This is a genomic window from Mycolicibacter kumamotonensis (assembly GCF_002086285.1).
GTDB classification, from domain to species: Bacteria; Actinomycetota; Actinomycetes; order Mycobacteriales; family Mycobacteriaceae; genus Mycobacterium; species Mycobacterium kumamotonense.
In genome coordinates this window covers 1-16272 of sequence record NZ_MVHU01000060.1, presented here as the reverse complement: position 1 = coordinate 16272, position 16272 = coordinate 1, and the positions used below count along the sequence as shown (strand labels likewise).

The following is a 16272-nucleotide window of genomic DNA, read 5'->3' as shown; positions in this document are numbered from 1 at the left end:
CACAACTTCACCGAGCTGCCCCGGATCCGTTCGGAGCGCCCGGCTTTCGAGCTGCACTACCCGCACATGATCGATCGACTGCGCTCGGAGGCGCACTTCGTGCCTGACACCGGGAGCACACAACCAAGGAGGAATCGATGAACGGTATCGTCGCCGGCGCTACCGGTGGCATAGTCGGTGGACTGGCCATCGCCGCGCTGGGAATGACCTACGGAGCGGTGAGCAACCGGGGGCTCTGGGCACTTCCCAATGCAATCGGCGGGATCATTCTGGGACCGAGACGCCACGACGCCAGATCGTTCGGCGTAGCCACGGTGGTCGGCGTGGCCCTGCATGTCATTCTGTCGGCCGTATTCGGCATCGTGATTGTTGTTGTGGTGCAAGAGTTCACTCACTCCTATATCGCAACCGGTGCGGTCGCCGGCCTGGCGCTCTGGCTCGTGAACTATGTCGGCATCGGAACCATCCACCGGGGTTCTGGTGAGGTCGCGAAGCTCAATCCGGTCCCGGTCGCACTCGGCCTTCACGTCCTGTTCGGATTGATTGCCGGCCTGGTCGCCGCCTCGATCCAGCCGGTGTGAGAACGGTCGGATGTGCCGGATCTACGACGTCGTCATCGTCGGATCGGGCGCGGCAGGCTACACCGCCGCGATCTACACCGCGCGTGCCCGGCTCGACACCGTGCTGATCGAGGGGACGTCACGCGGCGGTGCCCTGATGGCCACCTCCGTCGTTGAGAACTACCCCGGTGTACCCGACCCCACCACCGGACCACTACTGATGGAGCAGATGCGCGTGCAGGCCCAGCGGCTCGGCGCCCACCTGCAGAGCCAGCAAGTAGATGCCTTCACACTGGACGGTGACGTCAAAACGGTGGCCGCAGGCCAGAAGATCTGGCACGCCCGCACGGTGATCCTGGCCATGGGTTCGGCACCACGGGGCCTTGGTGACGTCCCGGGCGGGCAGGCGTTGCGCGGTCGAGGTATCACCGCCACCGCAAAGAGTGACGGGCTGGTGTTGCGCGACCACGATGTCGCGGTGGTCGGTGGAGGGGGCGCCGCCATGGAAGAGGCGCTCTTCGCGGCCGGGATGGCAAGGAATGTCACCCTCATCCACCGCCGCAACGAATTCCGCTCATCGGCGATCACGATAGCCCGTATCCGCGCGCACCACAGGATCACCGTGCTGACCGACACCGAGGTCACCGCCGTCCTTGGTGAACGGCGGGTCACCGGACTGCGGCTACGAGAGCTCAGTACCGGCGCCGAGCGGGAGCTGCCGGTTTCCGCTGTCGTCGTCGCGATCGGGCACGTCCCCCGATCTGAGCTCCTGACGGGCCGGCTCGATGTCGACGCGAGCGGGTACGTCCTGACCCGCGACGGCACCACCCACACCTCGGTCGACGGTGTCTTCGCCGCCGGCGACCTGGTCGACCGCCGCTACCGGCAGGCCGTCACCGCGGCCGCCAGCGGTTGCGCAGCGGCTCTCGACGCCGAACGGTGGCTGGCCCAACGCCGCTGAGAGCCAAGCCACGCGACTTCAGGCGATGCCGTAGTCGCGAATCTTGCGGTAGATAGTCGCTCGTGACATTCCCAGGGCGTGGGCCGCACCTTGTTTGTCGCCGCCGTTGTCCTGCAGGCTACGCACTATCGCGTCGCGCTCCATGGCCTCCAGTTGCGTCAGCTTCCGGCGGGTTACCGATCGGCATTCCGGCGGCAATGTATCGACGTTGATGGTGCCAGACCTTTGACGTGCCACGGTTTCGGCGAGAAGTCGACGTAGCTGAGCAACGTTTCCCGGCCAGGGAAGCCTACTGAGTTGGCGCATCGCATCCGGCGCCAGCACCACATCCGCACCGCGAGTGATCTCACGCAGCAGGAACGGCACCAGCTCCTCGAGGTCGTCTATCCGGTGGCGCAGCGCGGGGACGGTGACGGTTCGGGCGAACAGCGGCGCCAGTGGCTCGACCGGTTCCGAAGACGATGCGGAACTCTTGGTCGCCGCGATCCATCCCCGTTCCGCACGCGAGGCCAGCATCGATGCGATCGGTCCGAGCGTGTCCGGTTCGATGTCGTCCACGTCGGCTATCACCAAGGCGAAATCATCATCGCCGGATAATGCCGCCAGCTCTGCGACCAGACTCGCGGCTGTCGGAAACGTTTCGGAGCGCAGCACCCGAACGGTTCGGCCCGGCTTCACATGCTGCCCGACCGCTTGGGCCAGTCGTGCCCGACCGGATCCTTTCTCGCCCTCAACCATTACCCAATCTCGGTTGGTGCAGCATTGGCGCACTTGGTCGCAGCAACGCAGCCAGGCACTGTTGCGGCCTGCCAGGCCGGGGATGTACGTGGGCGACGAGTTGCCGGCGGCGGGCTTGTGCGAACCCGCCTCGGCGCAAAGAGCTACGTGGAAAACGACATTGGTGCGACCGCCGTGCATAGTCGACCGTTCGGCAATGGCGAGTTTCACGATGCGTTCGGTCGGCAGAACAACCAGCACCGTGGCCGAGAGCAAGGAGGTGTGCAGATCCAAGGCGTGTTCGACCAGCGCGGCCCGCTCGCTTCCGCTCAATACCCGACGCAGATAGGCGTTCATCAGCACCACGTCGCCGCCCAGGGCAAGCACACCGCTCGATGACCGCCTGGTCTGCGTCAGATATGCCTCCAGCAGGGCGGTCTCGGCCTCATGAGCCATGACCCTCAGGCGATCCTCAATGTGGTGAACGGCACTCGTGGCCAGCGCGAGCATCAGTGGATCAGACTGGCCGGCCAGACAACTCAGATTGACGGCACCGACCACCCGGCGCGTTACCGGATCGCGGATCGGTACCCCGGCACACGCGAAATCATTGAACATCGCAACGTAATGTTCACCGCCGCCGACGAAGGCAGGCTTTCCTGTCTCCAGCGCTGTGCCGATTCCGTTGGTGCCCGCCACCTCTTCGGCCAAGCTATAGCCCGGCGCGAGGCTGATCCTGTCCAATGCGTCGAGAATGGAGACTACTGGGGCCTTTCGTTCGAGCACCACACCGTCGGTCGACGTCAGGATGACTCCGACCGCTTCCGCGGCCAAATCTTCGGTGACGCGCTGCAAGATCGGCGCGGCCGCACGCGCCAACCGCGAATCCGTGTGGGGTGGGCGTACGAAGGGCAGTTCAACCCGGTCCGGGTCCACCTGGAGGACCTGCGAGCGCCGCCAGGAGTCCAACACGCCCGGCCGCAGGATCGTCTCACCGACCGGTACCTCGGGGTCAGCAGACGCTACGGGCCGGAATCTTTCCCTGGCCCGCTCGAATTCGGCCGCGCCAACTGCCTGCGAACCCATCCTCCAACTATCTGGACACCGGTCCACCGTTGCAACGTCGGCCGCCAGCCCTCGCCCGCCGCGCTGAGACGCGTGGCCCCTACTTTCAGATGTTGAATTTCCCCGAACTGCCAACTGTACGCCCGCGCTGCGGGCGGCGTTCAGAAAAGGCCGATATCCCGCCGACACCGAGAAGCACGATGCTCACCCAGCCGAAATCGGCCGTCCGGGCCGTCTCATCTTGAGACGTTTTCGCACCTCATGTTGAGACGCTCACCCCCCGCGCGCGGAGATCTCATAGACCGCAGGAACAAGACCTGTCGAGGCAAGGAAGATCACCATGAGCGGACGGAAGATCAACACGACCGACGCTGACGTCATCGGATCGGCCGAAAGAAATGGGCCACCCGGCCCGAACGGCCACGACCCGCGTGCAGCAACAGCCCCGGTGGGAGGCAATCGGCCTGCCGAGACCTCCGTGCCGGCCCGGGTCTCCGCCACCCCCGGAGCTGTGGCCTGGGTGCTCGATGGGACTGAAGCTCGGCGTCCCGACGTGATCCGCCCACCTGGACGCGGTGAACACGGCGGGTCGGGCGACACCGGCGTCGGATATGCCGATCCGCGTGCCGTCCTACTCGCCACGAAACTGCACGTCTCGACGATCGGCAGCCAGCTCGTCCACCGAGCTGCGTTGTTGGATGCATTGTCGGCGGGACTTGACCGCAGACTGACGCTGCTGAGTGCGCCCGCGGGCTGGGGCAAGACGACATTGTTGGCGCAGTGGGTGCTTGCCGGCAACGCCGGCCGCCGGTTCAGCTGGCTATCGCTCGATACGTCCGACAACGACCCGGTGTGGTTTTGGATGTATGCCATAGCCGCCCTGCAAGAGCTCAATCCCGGGGTGGGCAATCGCGCGTTCGAACTGCTGCAGATGGGGGCGGACCCGCTGCGGGTCGTTCTGCCCAACCTGCTCAACGAACTGGCTGCCCTGCAGTACCCGTTGGTGCTCATCCTCGACGACTACCACCTGGTGGCAAGTAGAGCAGTCCATGAACAGATGGCCTTCGTCATCAACCGGATGCCGACCAATCTTCACGTGGTGATGGCCACCCGCTCAGACCCGGCGCTGCCGTTAGCTCGGCTCCGGGCCGAAGGCGATCTGATGGAGATTCGAACCGACGATCTACGTTTCGAGGGCACTGAAGCCGACCACCTACTCAACCAAGTCCTCGGACTGGGGTTGACCGACGACCACGTCCAACTGTTGTGCCGCCGCACCGAGGGCTGGGCCGCCGGCCTGCATCTCGCCGCCCTGTCACTGGTGGGTCGCAGTGATTCCGCAGCGTTCATCACTACGTTCGCGGGCGACAACCGTCATATCGTCGACTACCTGATGGCCGAAGTACTCGAGGGTCAGCCACCACATCTACGCAGCTTCTTGCTGCGCACCGCGCTGCTGCACAGGCTCAGCGGGGACCTGTGCGACGCAGTCCTGGAAACCACCGGCTCGGCCGCGGTCTTGAACCAGATCGAGCGCGAGAACCTCTTCGTGGTGCCGTTGGATTCCTCCCGTCACTGGTATCGCTATCACCAACTGTTCGGTGAGTTGCTTCGCGCCGAATTGCACCGCATCGCACCAGATCTCGTGCCGGAGCTGCACCGGCGGGCAGCGATCTGGTTTGAAGAACAAGGCCTGGTCGATGAAGCGGTGCGTCACCTCGTTGCTGCCGGCGACATCGCACACAGTGCCGATCTCATCGCCGCGGATTGGGCCGGGGAATTCAACGCAGGTGGGGTTTCCACCGTCAGCCGCTATCTCGGCCTACTCCCCCAGGAGACGGTCTCGCGCGATCCGCGGCTCACCGTGGCCCGCATCTGGATCGCGCTGCATCTGGGCCGACTTGACGACGCTGCCGACGGAATCGAAACCCTCCACACCGCGGTGGCGGCGGAGGGTAGCCCCACCCTCGCCGCCGAAATCGCCGTCTTGCGCGCAGTTCACTCGTTCAAGACCGGTGACCTGGCCTCGGCCCTTGAAACCTCTCGCCACGCGATCACCCTTGATCTGGGCGACACGCCGCCCGGGCGATCAAGCGCCTACTGCGTCTACGGGTCCGCACTGTATTTTTCCGGCTGCACCGACGAAGCCCAAGCAGCCTTCCATCGGTCCGTGCAGCTGGCTACCAAAGCCGACGACCGACGGGCCCGCACCTGCGCCCTGGGCTACCTGGCGATGATCTCAGCCGAACAACAACAGCTCACCGAGGCCGAGAATCACATCCGCCGGGCATCGGGCAGCTCCGCCGGCCTCACCGACGCAGAACACCTCATCGATGCGATGGTCTCCCTTGCCACCGCTACCCTGCTGGACCGGCGCGGTCAGAGCGCGGCGGCTTTGGCCGCCGCCGATATCGCCGCCACCGCAGCCCGGCAAGGTGGCGCAGTCCTCGAGATAACCAAGGCACTGCACATCAAAGCCCGAATCCTCGAACACCTCGGCGACAACCTCACAGCCGAAGCCACTCGCGACGAAATCGATGCGCTGATGCGCAATCTCTCGGCAGCCGCTCTGAGTTCAACAGCGCTCACATCAGCCCGTTGCGGCTCGAGTCTGCCGGCGACATCGCGCCGACAAAACTGCATACCCGGCGAAGAACTCACCCCCAAGGAACTCGAAGTTCTCCGCCTGCTGGCCACCCGCCTGTCGCGACGCGAAATCGGCGAGCGGCTTTATGTCTCCCTCAACACCGTGAAATCGCACCAACGCGCCGTCTACCGCAAACTCCGGGCCGAGAACCGCAGCACGGCGGTCAGCCGGGCTCGAGAACTCGGTCTGCTGTAGTCCGTGCGCCCCGAGAGCGCCGTCACCGGTCCCGATATCACCCGGGCGAATGGCGGACCGGGGTGATGCCGGCTCACCCCCTGCCACGGCAGCCTCAGTGAAAAGCGGATCGGCGATCGGGATTAAGCCCCGTGCGGCCGTTATCCGAGAGACCGGGAAGGAACCGAAGATGAGAAACGCGCTGGCCTCATCGGTAATACCTGGTGGTTCAAGCAGTTCCTCGTCAGTGGATCCGTCCACCGGAACCGAGCCCCGGGCCGTGTCGGATCCGGAGATGGCCTGGCTTCTCGTGGATGCGGCCGCGTCGTGTCTGACCGGCGATGAGCGCACTGAATTCTTCGTCGAATTGGGCAGCGGAGAAAGCTATCTCGCGATCGAGCACATACTCACCGCCGTCGTTTCAAGTCGGACGAGATTGCCCGTGGCGGTACTCTCGGCGCTGACAACCTGGCTGCACGGCTATTCCGGTAGCCCGGCCGGAGTGCAGCTGCGCAAGATGTATGCCGACATACGTCTGCAGCAGTCCCAGGTGATCAACGGCGACGCTCCTGCCGAGGAGAATCCGTCGCGCTCTCACAGGGGCAGATCGAACACATTCGGTATCGCTCGCCGCAGCCTTCGCCAGCGGAGGTGGAGGCGAGCATGATCCGACACGACAACCCTCGCCCCTCGATAGTGATCGTCGGTAGCGGGTTCGCGGGCTTCGAATGCGCGCGACGGCTCACCGCATTGTTGCGCCGCCATAAATCATCGGCCACCGTCACGCTCATCTCACCGGTGGACTATCTGCTCTACACACCGCTGTTGCCCGAAGTCGCCGGAGGGTCGGTCGACCCACGGTTCGTGACGATTCCCTTGACCGACAACCTGCCCGGAGTGAGGTTGATCCGCGGCTACGTCGATCGGGTCGACTTTTCGCAGCGGACGCTGCGGTTCCGCGACCAGGAAAACGCCAGCCAGGAGCTGCCGTGGGATCGGCTGGTGCTCACGCCAGGCTCGATCACTCGCCGCTTCGACATTCCCGGCCTCGCCGAGCATGCCCGCGGCCTGAAATCCATCGCCGGAGCCCTATATCTGCGCGACCACATCCTCGAACAGTTCGAGCTGGCCCGCGCCGACCACGATCCGCTAAGCGCACAGGCCCGGAAAACCGTTGTGGTCGTGGGGGCGTCGTACTCGGGAACTGAGCTGATCGCCCAGCTGTGTGCGATGGCCGAGGCCGCCGGGCGCAAGTTCGGATTTCGTCACGGTGAAATCCAGTTGATCCTGGTTGAACGGTCCGGCCGGATGATGCCCGAGATCGGACAGAAGCTCGCAGCCAAGGCCCAGTCCGTATTGCTCGGCCGCGGTGTGCGGATAATGACGGGTACCACCCTCACCGAGGTCGGGCCCGATTACGTGATCCTCGCCGACGGCACCCGAATCGGCACACACACCGTCGCCTGGTTGACCGGGGTCGTGGCCAGCCCGCTGATCGCGACTCTGGGCCTGCCGACCGAGAACGGTCGCCTCACGGTTGGCGCCGACCTCAGCGTTCCCGACATGCCGGGCGTATTCGCCGGCGGTGACGCGGCGGCAGTCGACGACGTCACCGCGCCGGGGCGCATCACCCCGCCCACCGCCCAACACGCCACCCGCCAGGGCAAAACCCTGGCCGTCAATGTCGCCGCCAGCCTCGGTCACGGGACCTCACGCAACTACCGGCATCGTGACCTGGGCACCGTTGTCGACCTAGGCCCGGGTTTCGCGGTGGCCAATCCGCTCAACATCCACCTGTCGGGTCTATTGGCCAAGCTCGTCACGCGCGCCTACCACCTCTATGCGATACCCAGCGCCGCGAACCGCCTGGCCGTGCTCATCGCCTACCTGACCGAGCTGTTGTTCGCACGTCCGCTGGTTTCGCTGGGTGTGGCCCCGTCGTCTATCGCACGCTTTTCGGCCAGCGAGGAGTTCTCCGGCCCGAATGACAGCGCCGCCCGCTGACCCGCTGAGTTATCACCCGGGTGAATGGTGTTGGCGGGTGATGACAGTCACCGGGCGTCCGGGTCACGCTCATTAGACGACCACGAGTCGGCCGATCACCAGGTCAGATCGTCCGTAAATCGCAACGGGAGAAGGGGAATCGTCGATGGACCCGGAACTCAGCGGCACTTCGCACCATGGTGGCAGGGTTGAACCACCGCATTTGAGGCTTGTCGCCATGAGTGATCAACCCAGCTCCCGACGCCGACGTATGACGCCGCGGGAGCGGCACCTACTCGCCGCCGGGTACGGGCCGGTCATCGTTATCGCCGCTGCGCGGATCGCCGCCCGGATCAGACAGGGGCGTCGGCAGCGGCAGAAGGCGGCGACCGCATGAGGCAAAACTCCGCTCTGGCCGCGTTGTCCGAGGCCGGCGTCTCGGTCTGGCTGGACGACCTGTCCCGTAACCGCTTGGTGTCCGGCAACCTGCAGCACCTGATCGACACCAGAAGCGTCGTCGGCGTCACCACCAACCCCTCGATCTTCCAACGCGCGATCTCACGCGGCGACGACTACAACCGGCAGGTCGCCATCCTGATTCACCAGGGCGCCGACGCCGAAACGGCGATCCGCACCCTCGTCACTGACGACGTTCGGCAAGCCTGCGACGTCCTACACCCGCAATGGGCTGCCTCCGGCGGCGTGGACGGGCGCGTTTCCATCGAGGTCGATCCGCGGCTTGCCCACGACGCCGACAAGACGGTCTCGCAAGCCGTCGAACTGTGGAAGATCGTCGACCGCCCCAATCTGTTCATCAAAATCCCCGCCACCCCGGCCGGTTTGTCGGCCATCACGGCCACAGTGGCCCAGGGCATCTCGGTGAACGTGACGCTCATCTTCTCCGTTGAGCGCCACCGCCAAGTGATGGACGCTTACTTGGCCGGTTTGGAAGGCGCGCAAGCAGCCGGCCACGACCTCACCCAAATCCATTCCGTGGCCTCCCTGTTCGTGTCCCGCGTGGACACCGAGATCGACTGGCGGCTGGAAGCCATCGGTACCCAGGACGCATTGGCTCTACGCGGACAGGCAGGAATCGCCAACGCCCGGCTCGTTTACGCGGCCTTCCAACAGGTGTTCCAGAACGGACAGCGCTACGCCGCACTGAGCTACGGCGGCGCCAACGCGCAGCGCCCGCTATGGGCATCCACCGGTGTGAAGAATCCCGCCTATCCGGACACCAAGTACGTCACCGCGCTGGTCGCACCCCAAACCGTCAGCACCATCCCGGAAAACACCCTGGAAGCTCTCGCTGATCACGGAGTGATCAACGGCGACACCATCAGTGGGACGGCTGCCGCCGCCCAGACGGTGCTGGACGACATCAGTGCCGTCGGCGTCGATGTCGACGACGTCTTCCGCCTGCTCGAGCACGACGGCGTCGCGAACTTCGAAGCAGCCTGGCGAAAGTTGCTCGACTGCTACCCCGGCCCGGCACATACACTGTCAGAAGGAACTTGCGATGACTGAGCGCAACGACGAGCGTGCATCGATGACATTCGTTGCGCAGCTGGCCACGCAGCTGCGGGCCGACGCGATCCGCTGTAGCACTCGCGCCGGTTCCGGACACCCCACCTCGAGCATGTCCGCCGCCGATCTGATGGCCGTGTTGCTCGCACGTCATCTGCGCTACCTGTGGGATTGGCCGGGCCATCCGGACAACGACCATTTCATCTTGTCCAAAGGGCACGCGTCGCCACTGTTGTACGCCGCGTTCAAGGCCGCGGGCGCGATCACCGACACCGAATTGATGTCGGGCTACCGCCGGTTCGGCTCTCGCCTACAGGGCCATCCGACGCCGGTGCTGCCGTGGGTCGATGTCGCCAGCGGTTCGCTGGGGCAGGGAATCGGTAACGGTGTCGGCGTTGCGCTCGCCGGAAAATTCCTCGACAAAACGCCATTTCACGTGTGGGTGTTGTGCGGCGACAGCGAGACCGCCGAGGGATCGGTCTGGGAGGCACTCGACAAGGCCGGCCATTACGCGCTGGCGAACTTCACCGTCATCGTCGATGTCAACCGGCTCGGTCAACGCGGACCGACGGAACTGGGCTGGGATCTGGAGAGTTACGCGAGACGTGTCGAGGCCTTCGGCGCCAAGGCCATCAGCATCGACGGGCACAACCTGGACGAGATCGACCGTGCGCTCACAACCGCGCGCGAGTCGAAAACAGCGCCTACCGTCATCCTCGCCCGGACCATCAAGGGACGCGGATTCGGTGAAGTCGAAGATCGCGAAGGCTGGCACGGAAAGGCGCTCCCCGCCGAAATGGCGCAACGTGCCCTGGCTGAACTCGGCCACGTCTCGGATTTGACTGTCACCGGGATCAAGCCCGCACCGCGTGAGCGCGCCACCCCGGTAGGGCGCAGCAAACATGCACCACAGCTGCCGCACTACACACCGGGAGACAAGGTCGCCACCCGAGCCGCCTACGGGGCGGCGCTGGTGGCATTGGGTGCAGCCAACCCCCGGATCGTCGCCATGGACGGCGAGGTCAGCAATTCGACTGGTGCCGCCGAATTCGCCCACGCCTTTCCCGACCGTTATTTCGAAATGTTCATAGCGGAGCAACAGCTCGTCGCATCCGCTGTTGGGCTCAGTGTCCAGCAGTACATTCCGTTCGCCTCGACGTTCGCCGCCTTCTTCACCCGTGCCCATGACTTCATCCGCATGGCCGCTGTGTCGCGGGCGAACATCTGTCTGGCCGGATCCCACGCCGGTGTCGAAATCGGTGAAGACGGACCGTCCCAGATGGCACTGGAGGACCTCGCGATGATGCGGTCCATCCACGATGCGACCGTGCTCTACCCCAGCGACGCGACAAGCACCGCCGCACTGGTCCACGCGATGGCCGAAGGCCAGGGCATCCGCTACCTGAGAACCACCCGCGGCGCCTACCCCGTCCTCTACGGGCCCGGCACAACGTTCACCATCGGCGGTTCCCAGACGCTGCGTTCCACCGATAACGACCAGGTGACGCTGATCGGGGCCGGTGTCACCGTCCACCAGTGCCTGGCCGCCGCGGAGGCGCTGGAACGCGAGGGAATCGCTGCTCGCGTCATCGACATGTACTCCGTCAAGCCGATCGATCGCCCCGGGCTCGCCGACGCTGTCAGTCGTACTCGCGGACGGCTCGTCGTCGCCGAAGACCATCACCCCGAGGGAGGTCTGGGCTCGGCCGTACTCGAAGCCCTTAGCGGCGAGGTGTCGTTTCCACTTCACCTGGAGCACTTGGCGGTTCGGATCATGCCCGGATCGGGAACACCTGCTGAACTGCTCGCGAAAGCCGGGATCGACGGGCCGAGTATCGAACGCGCCGTCCGCCGCCTACTGAGCGACACCGATGCACCGTCGCTCGGTCAGGAAGCGGCGCCGGACACCGGGGCCCGCTGCTGAGGGAGGCCCACACCGGATCAACGAATCCATCCCACGGATCGTCCACCTAACGGAGCATCAATGAGTGTAGTCAACAAGGGATTTCACGGACGTCGAACCGAGACGGTCGTCGAGTTGCCTCCCGGTCAACATTTGACGACGGACTTTCCCGTCCTGCAGACCGGGCCGACGCCGCACATCGACGTCGAGCGCTGGCGATTGACCATCCGCGACGAGCACGGCGCTGTCCACAAATGGACATGGGCCCAGTTCAATGAGCTGCCGAGCCGGCCGATCACGGTCGACATCCACTGCGTCACCAAGTGGTCCAAGTTGAATACCCGGTGGAGAGGTGTTTCGCTGGACACTGTTCTTGAATCAGTCGGTACAGCAGCGGAATTCGCGTTGGTCCGCTGCTATGGTGGATACACCACCAATATTCCGGTTCGCGATCTTCGCGGCGAGCGGGCCTGGATCGTCTACGAGTACGACGGCATGCCGCTCAGCGCGATTCACGGTGGCCCGGCACGGCTGCTAGTGCCACATCTTTACTTCTGGAAGTCCGCGAAATGGGTGAGGTCCATCGAATTGCGGGCCGATGACGATCCCGGCTTCTGGGAGAGCCTGGGTTATCACAACTACGGCGACCCGTGGCGAGAGCAACGCTACGTCGGGGATTGAAGCGATTGTGGATATCGCTTCGAAACCGAGGCTGCATTGGCAAGTCGCGCGGGTACTGGACGTTCGGCCCGAGACCGCTTCCGCGAGCACCCTCGGATTGGCTGTGCCGGGCTGGGCCGGTCACCTGGCCGGGCAGCACATTGACCTCAAGCTGACCGCCGAGGACGGATACAGCGCACAGCGCAGCTACTCATTGAGCAAACCGCCGGATGGTGAGCGCATCGAGCTGACCATCCAACAGATCCCCGACGGGGAAGTCTCGCCCTACCTGACCGGACTCACCGCCGGCGACGAGATCGAACTTCGCGGACCGATCGGCGGCTGGTTCGTCTGGCGACCGGGCGAGGCGACCCGGGTTCTGCTCGTCGGCGGCGGATCAGGAATCGTGCCGTTGATGGCCATGCTGCGCCAGCGGACCGCCGCAGGCGCAGCGCGCTTTCGCCTGGTGTATTCGGTGCGCAGTCCGGCCGACGTCTACTACGGCCAGGAGTTGGACCGGCTTGAGCGGGAATGCGATTGGTTACAGGTGGTGCGGGTCTTCACCCGCACGGGCCCGCCGCACACCGCACGACCCCCGGGGCGAATCGAGTCCAGTGACCTCTCGTCGCCGGGGTGGGGGCCCGCCGACGGGGTCAGCACTTATGTCTGCGGACCAACCGGGTTCGTGGAATCGGTAACGACCTTGCTGATCAAGCAGGGGCATCAGCCCTCAGCTATCCGGACGGAGCGGTTCGGGCCCAGCACTGAGTCCAGAAACGAGGATCGATGACGCAACCGACGCATACCGACGGCAACGCCGCTGCCGGCGCCTTCGCAACGGCACTGGGCTTCGATGTCACCACCGCAATGCTGACGTGCGCGAAATGTGGCCGCATCGGGGCCTTTGCCCAGAGCCACGTCTATCACCGCGCCCCGGGCATCGTGGTGCGCTGTCCGAATTGTGAAGCCGTCCTGGCCAGGCTGGTGCAGACGCCCACCGACGTCTGGCTCGATCTCCGCGGCTCCCAGTCCTGGCGATTCCCGGTCGCGGATCGGTAAACACGCCGCACATCGACCGGTTTGCGGGCGGCGAGGCCTAGTTCTGCGACGCCTGACCGGCGCAGCATGGGCTGGACCCGACGGGTCCGGCAGCGGCGCCGACCGACTTCAAGCGGTCCGGCTGCTCATTGCCGTGCGCCCGCTCTTCACCGGTGTCGGGGTTAGTGGCCATCAGCCACAGCGCAGCCAGAACGAAGAACCCGGCATACACCGCTCCGCCTAACAACGTCATGATCTGACTCCCTTGAGATACGTTATTAGCCAGTCTGCCTAATCGCGGCGGCGTTTGCAGCTCCCCACGCCGGAATGTGGGGCGTTTCATGCCGCCACCGGCCTCGTGACCTGTACCGCGTTAGGGCGTCTGGGCAGTGCGTTTGGATCACCGGCGGGACGGTGCGATACGCTGTCGAGGCTTCACACGGGGTGTGGCGCAGCTTGGTAGCGTGCTTCGTTCGGGACGAAGAGGTCGTGGGTTCGAATCCCGCCACCCCGACTCAGGTTGTTTCAGATCATCGGCCCTGACCAGCAAGTCCGGTCAGGGCCTTTGTCTGCCTCGGCCCCCGGTTGGTCCGCGAGGGGTTTCAGCGCCTTCCGGCGAGTAGGTTCTGAGAGAATCAAATCCAAGAGCTCAACGCCGCATTCAACGAAAGCCGTCATGTCCGAGGATCAGAACACAGACGTTCCACCGAATCACCTCTCCATCGATCCGCGCAGCCCCTTCTATAACGAAGAGGTGCTCCGCCGCGACGTGGGTATTCGCTTCAATGGCGTCGAGAGAACAAATGTGCACGAATACGACGTGGCCGAGGGTTGGGTGCGTGTGGAAGTGCCTACCGCCAAGGATCGCCGTGGAAATCCGATGGTCGTTAAGCTCAGCGGCACGGTTGAACCGTACTTCCGCCTAGCTGACTAGCGGACGCCCTTGGGTTACCGGCACGGTTTCGGGGCTCGTCAGAGCGTGCCGAGTCTTTGCCGGGGTATCTAGCGCCTGCCGGGCCCAACCGGCCCGGGTCCAACCGGGCCGGGTCCAACCGGGCCCACAACGCCGCCGGGTCCGGCCGGTCCACCGACGCCGACGCCGATAGGTCCGGCGGGTCCGATGATCGGATGCGGTTCGACGCCCCCGGGCTCGCATTGGTTCGTCTCTGTGTTGAAGTACATGCCGTAGCCGCAACCATCGGCAGGATCAGCGCGGCTGATGGCGGGGGACGCCAGTCCGATCAGCGATACGGATGTCGCGGCAAGGACAGACACGGCCATCGTGGACCGGTGCAGCAGCAATCGGCTCATTGCCGTCCCATTTCTGTTGTCATCTGATCACTCATGGGTGTTGTCGTCCACCATAGGCGCGCGTAACCGGATCTACCGCCGCCTCACTCGAATAGGCCCGTCCGGGCGGTGGCGCGCGGGTATCGCCCTGGCGGGCATCCGCGGCGTCGTGCCGCGCTCGACTCACTTCAAGATCTGCAGTCGCCACTCGCGCAGCAGCGGCTCGACCATCATGAAGTAGGTGGTGTTGTCGTCGTCTTCGGGTCCGCCCATCAGGATCCCCGCGGCGCTGACGGTACCGTCCGGGTTCGTCACGAAACCCGGGCTACCGCTGTCGCCTTCGATACTGAACAGGTTGGTCACCACCACGTTGCCCGCGACCTCGGTGACGACGCCGCACGTCTCGCCGGTCTGCGAACCCACCTTGCAGAACGGCATGCCGACCTGGATCTGGTCGGGGCGCAGCACATCTCGGATGCGGTAGCGCCCGTCGACGCCGCCGCTGGGCGGAGGGGTTCCCGGGGCCAATCGGATGATGGCCGCATCGCGGTCGTCGCCGTTGTTCTCGCTGGCGAAGATGCGGCCCAGTGGAGCCGCACCGGCGTCGGTCCATTCCGCATTGTCACCGGCGTCGCAATGCCCGCTGGTCAACAGGTAGTAGTCGCCGAAGCGGTCTTGGACGGCGAACCCGGCAGTGCAGACGCTGTTGTCGTCGCCGACCTCCATGCCGGCCGTCGGGTTGGCCGGTGGCGGGGCCGGCGAAGACCAGCCCCGCCACCGCGAGCACGGCCGTGACCAGGCTCGATGTCCATCCGTAGCGCGGCCGTGCACCCACCCGGCGAGGGTATCCGAACGCACGAACGTGAGCTAGGAGTCCCTGCGAGCTTCTCTGAAAGGTCATCATCGGGCTGGGCGAGACATCGTGATGTCGCCCGCGACGACACCGTCCTACCCTGGCGTTGTGATGGAAGTACTGCCGTGGGTGGTTCCGATCGTCGCGATCCTCATCATCGTGACGATCCTGATCGCGCTCTCGGCGCATTTCAACCACGATTGAGCAGCACGTGGTCCCAGCTACGTCGATGCGGGAAGCCACCGCACCGATGCGGGGAACCCGTCGTCGCGTCGACCGCCAGGTCTCGCGGATCCGGGTCACCCAGCAGCGCGTAGTCCGCGATCGGCGCCGACGCCATCGGCGGCTAGAGGCGTTCCTTGACCGCCGCCGACAGCCTGGACCCGTCGGCCTTGCCCGCCGCGATCGCGGTGGCGGCCTTCATCACCAGACCCATGTGCTTCATGTGCGGGCGCTCGCCGATCTGCTCGGCCACCTGCGCCAGCGCGGTGTCGACGACGTCGGCCAGTTCGGCCTCGCTGAGTGGTTCCGGCAGGTATCCGGCGATGATCCGGGCCTCGGCATGTTCTTCGGCGGCGAGCTCACCACGGCCGTTCTCGGTGTAGATCGCCGCGGACTCCGCACGCTTGCGGGCCTCGCGATTCAGCACCTTGAGCACTTCGTCGTCGGTCAGCTCGCGGGCCTGCTTGCCGGAGACCTCTTCGGACTGGATCGCGGCCAGCAGCATCCGCAGCGTCGCGGTGCGCAGCTTGTCCTGCGCCTTCATCGCTTCGGTCAGGTCCGCCCTCAACTGCGATTTAAGTTCCGCCATGCCGCATAACGCTACGCTCAGCCACATGGTGAATCCGCCTAGCGGCTACCCCGGCCCTGGTCTCCCCCCGCCCGGCTACGGGC

15 protein-coding genes and 1 tRNA gene are annotated in these 16272 nt (G+C 65.1%); 12 read left to right on the top strand and 4 right to left on the bottom strand.

Annotation, left to right across the window (positions count from 1 at the left end):
- Window positions 1-137: 137 nt before the first annotated feature.
- Window positions 138-581: a hypothetical protein gene (locus BST28_RS22155; RefSeq protein ID WP_019738821.1), complete on the top strand. Its 444-nt coding sequence runs from the start codon at window positions 138-140 to the stop codon at window positions 579-581.
- Between the two features lie 10 nt (window positions 582-591).
- Window positions 592-1521 (top strand): NAD(P)/FAD-dependent oxidoreductase, encoded by a 930-nt coding sequence (locus BST28_RS22150; protein ID WP_019738820.1) that lies wholly within the window; start codon window positions 592-594, stop codon window positions 1519-1521.
- An 18-nt stretch (window positions 1522-1539) separates the two neighbouring features.
- Here BST28_RS22150 and BST28_RS22145 read toward each other — a convergent pair whose 3' ends face one another.
- Window positions 1540-3324, bottom strand: a complete 1785-nt coding sequence (locus tag BST28_RS22145) for a sigma-54-dependent Fis family transcriptional regulator (protein WP_083083108.1) — start codon at window positions 3322-3324, stop codon at window positions 1540-1542.
- A 532-nt stretch (window positions 3325-3856) separates the two neighbouring features.
- Here BST28_RS22145 and BST28_RS22140 point away from each other — a divergent pair.
- From BST28_RS22140 to BST28_RS22105, 8 genes are all read left to right on the top strand, one after another.
- A complete protein-coding gene (locus BST28_RS22140) occupies window positions 3857-6145 on the top strand; it encodes a winged helix-turn-helix domain-containing protein (RefSeq protein ID WP_083083107.1) in 2289 nt (762 codons plus the stop codon).
- Between the two features lie 226 nt (window positions 6146-6371).
- Complete coding sequence (locus BST28_RS24955; RefSeq protein ID WP_234808379.1) at window positions 6372-6791, top strand: tryptophanase; 420 nt, start codon at window positions 6372-6374, stop codon at window positions 6789-6791.
- Window positions 6788-8128, top strand: a complete 1341-nt coding sequence (locus tag BST28_RS22130) for an NAD(P)/FAD-dependent oxidoreductase (RefSeq protein ID WP_083083110.1) — start codon at window positions 6788-6790, stop codon at window positions 8126-8128. The genes BST28_RS24955 and BST28_RS22130 overlap by 4 nt, the downstream gene beginning before the upstream one ends.
- Window positions 8129-8500: 372 nt before the next feature.
- Window positions 8501-9634, top strand: a complete 1134-nt coding sequence (tal, locus tag BST28_RS22125; RefSeq protein WP_083083106.1) for a transaldolase — start codon at window positions 8501-8503, stop codon at window positions 9632-9634.
- Entirely contained in the window at window positions 9627-11558 is a 1932-nt protein-coding gene (locus BST28_RS22120; RefSeq protein WP_083083105.1) for a transketolase, read from the top strand. The genes tal and BST28_RS22120 overlap by 8 nt, the downstream gene beginning before the upstream one ends.
- A gap of 60 nt (window positions 11559-11618) precedes the next feature.
- On the top strand, window positions 11619-12218 hold the full coding sequence (locus BST28_RS22115; RefSeq protein ID WP_019735147.1) for a sulfite oxidase-like oxidoreductase: 600 nt from the start codon (window positions 11619-11621) through the stop codon (window positions 12216-12218).
- Between the two features lie 7 nt (window positions 12219-12225).
- Window positions 12226-12987 carry a ferredoxin reductase gene (locus BST28_RS22110; protein WP_029248799.1) on the top strand — a complete coding sequence of 254 codons (762 nt, stop codon included), beginning with the start codon at window positions 12226-12228 and terminating at the stop codon, window positions 12985-12987.
- A complete protein-coding gene (locus BST28_RS22105; protein ID WP_019735145.1) occupies window positions 12984-13256 on the top strand; it encodes a DUF6510 family protein in 273 nt (90 codons plus the stop codon). Before BST28_RS22110 ends, BST28_RS22105 begins: the two co-directional genes overlap by 4 nt.
- Window positions 13257-13293: 37 nt before the next feature.
- Here the strand turns inward: BST28_RS22105 and BST28_RS23870 are convergent, their stop codons facing one another.
- Window positions 13294-13488, bottom strand: a complete 195-nt coding sequence (locus BST28_RS23870; protein ID WP_131813884.1) for a hypothetical protein — start codon at window positions 13486-13488, stop codon at window positions 13294-13296.
- Window positions 13489-13675: 187 nt separating this feature from the next.
- Here BST28_RS23870 and BST28_RS22100 point away from each other — a divergent pair.
- Together BST28_RS22100 and BST28_RS22095 are read left to right on the top strand one after the other, a co-directional pair.
- A tRNA-Pro gene (locus tag BST28_RS22100) sits at window positions 13676-13749 on the top strand.
- A 162-nt stretch (window positions 13750-13911) separates the two neighbouring features.
- Window positions 13912-14169: a DUF3297 family protein gene (locus BST28_RS22095; RefSeq protein ID WP_065289595.1), complete on the top strand. Its 258-nt coding sequence runs from the start codon at window positions 13912-13914 to the stop codon at window positions 14167-14169.
- Between the two features lie 539 nt (window positions 14170-14708).
- On the opposite strand, the gene BST28_RS22085 is transcribed toward BST28_RS22095, so the two are convergent.
- Window positions 14709-15251 (bottom strand): S1 family peptidase, encoded by a 543-nt coding sequence (locus BST28_RS22085; protein ID WP_207570171.1) that lies wholly within the window; start codon window positions 15249-15251, stop codon window positions 14709-14711.
- A gap of 473 nt (window positions 15252-15724) precedes the next feature.
- Window positions 15725-16189, bottom strand: coding sequence for a GatB/YqeY domain-containing protein (locus BST28_RS22080; RefSeq protein WP_019739150.1), 465 nt, complete (start codon window positions 16187-16189; stop codon window positions 15725-15727).
- Window positions 16190-16272 lie beyond the last annotated feature (83 nt).